We start from the raw sequence: 1759 nt of genomic DNA, 5'->3' as shown, positions 1-1759 counted from the left end.
CCTGACCTCCTGCGTGCAAAGCAGGCGCTCTCCCAGCTGAGCTAAGGCCCCGAATAAATGGTCGGGAAGACAGGATTCGAACCTGCGACCCCCTGGTCCCAAACCAGGTGCACTACCAAGCTGTGCTACTTCCCGTTTATATAATTGGCGCGCTAGACAGGAATTGAACCCGTAACCCCTTGTTCCGTAGACAAGTACTCTATCCAGTTGAGCTACTAGCGCAATTCATAAATGGTGCCCTGGGCCGGAATCGAACCGGCACGGAGTTTGAAGTCCGCAGGATTTTAAGTCCTGTGCGTCTACCAGTTTCGCCACCAGGGCACACGTATGGAGGTTCCAACCGGACTTGAACCGATGGTCGAAGAGTTGCAGTCTTCTGCCTTACCAACTTGGCTATGGAACCGTCGCAATCGAGATTGCTTGTATACTATACTATGTATTTTGAAATAATGCAAGGGGTTTTTAGAACTTTTTTCTAAGTGTTTACATTTAATTTGATAAACACAAGGTTTTTTAAATCAAAAAAATATGACTTTTTTATCAGAACTCTTAGGAGAATGCTTACAATAAAAGAAAAATGGTGATTCCAGATCTAGAATCACCATAAAATATGTTATTTTGCTTTAACTTTTGTCCAGTAGTTACTAAACATTTCTTTAGTCTTAGTATCCTGATAGTTGAAACATTCATCTTTAGGTCCAACACGCATGCTGTAAGCGTTGTTGTTCTTAAATTCTTTCTTTCTTGCTTTTGCTGCTGCTACAGTATTAGTAGTTAAATAACCTACTTCCTGTGTATTTAAGAATGCGTTCTTATCAGAAATCATATAGTTAATGAATTTATTAGCCATATCTGTGTTCTTAGAATCTTTTGAAATAACAAATCCATCGAACCAATAGTTAGTACCTTCTTCTGGCATATAGAAACCCATATCTGGGTTTTCTTTCATTACATCTGCCGCATCACCTGAATACATAACACAAAGTGCTTTTTCACCATTCTTCATGTTATCGATAGAGTCATCTGTTGCATATGTAGGATCCATAGTCTTTCTCTGTTCTACTAACCAGTTGAAAGCAGCCTGAATTTCATTTTCGTTAGTAGTATTCATAGAATAGCCTAAAGCTTTTAATGCAACCATCATAGAGTCTCTTTCAGAGTCATACATATAAAGGTTACCCTTATATTTAGTATTACGTAGGATTTCCCATCCTGCTTTTAAATCTTCTTTTGTAACCTGTGTTTTGTCATAAACGATACCTACGTTACCACTGAAATATGGTACCCAGTATTCGTTGTTAGGATCGAATTGCTGGTTTAATATTTTAGTATCTAATGATTTCTTATTCGTAATCTTAGACCAGTCAATTTTCTGTAAAAGATTTTCTTTGATCATACGTTCAATCATATAATCAGATGGTACTAATACATCATACTGGTTACCACCCAATAATTTAGTATACATTGATTCATTAGAATCGAAAGTTTCATAAATAACCTTACAATCATATTCATCCTGGAATGCCTTAATAACGTCCATATTGGCATATACACCCCAGTTGAATACCTTTAATGTGTGTTTATAGTTTTTAGACCCACACCCAGTCATTAGGCCGCAGATAACTGCAACGCAAAGTAAACCTTTAAATAGTTTTTTCATTTTTTACCCCTCTCTTCTTCAAAGGTAGTGTCAAAAATCTATATCACATAGCATAAATACACTACCCTCAATTTTATCTATATAAACAGTAAAATGATT

At 36.8% G+C, this 1759-nt stretch carries 1 protein-coding gene and 4 tRNA genes; all 5 read right to left on the bottom strand.

Annotation, left to right across the window (positions count from 1 at the left end):
• Nucleotides 1–58 precede the first annotated feature (58 nt).
• The 5 genes from ABUA27_RS12590 to ABUA27_RS12570 all read right to left on the bottom strand — a co-directional run bounded on the left by ABUA27_RS12590 (nucleotide 59) and on the right by ABUA27_RS12570 (nucleotide 1660).
• Nucleotides 59–135, bottom strand: a tRNA-Pro gene (locus tag ABUA27_RS12590).
• A 10-nt stretch (nucleotides 136–145) separates the two neighbouring features.
• Nucleotides 146–222: transfer RNA gene (locus ABUA27_RS12585), tRNA-Arg, on the bottom strand.
• 10 nt (nucleotides 223–232) lie between these two features.
• Nucleotides 233–321: transfer RNA gene (locus ABUA27_RS12580), tRNA-Leu, on the bottom strand.
• A 7-nt stretch (nucleotides 322–328) separates the two neighbouring features.
• Nucleotides 329–403, bottom strand: a tRNA-Cys gene (locus tag ABUA27_RS12575).
• Between the two features lie 210 nt (nucleotides 404–613).
• Nucleotides 614–1660 carry an ABC transporter substrate-binding protein gene (locus ABUA27_RS12570; protein ID WP_287968838.1) on the bottom strand — a complete coding sequence of 349 codons (1047 nt, stop codon included), beginning with the start codon at nucleotides 1658–1660 and terminating at the stop codon, nucleotides 614–616.
• Between the last annotated feature and the right edge of the window lie 99 nt (nucleotides 1661–1759).

This window comes from Catenibacterium sp. RTP21428st1_D7_RTP21428_210409 (genome assembly GCF_040227455.1).
In the GTDB taxonomy this organism is placed as follows: Bacteria; Bacillota_I; Bacilli_A; order Erysipelotrichales; family Coprobacillaceae; genus Catenibacterium; species Catenibacterium mitsuoka_A.
The sequence above is the reverse complement of the archived record's forward strand: the minus strand, read 5'-3'. Positions and strand labels throughout refer to the sequence as shown.

Bases quoted from the DNA above. Each gene is read 5' to 3' on its own strand.
- ABUA27_RS12570 (WP_287968838.1), bottom strand. From the start codon at position 1,660: ATGAAAAAACTATTTAAAGGTTTACTTTGCGTTGCAGTTATCTGCGGC.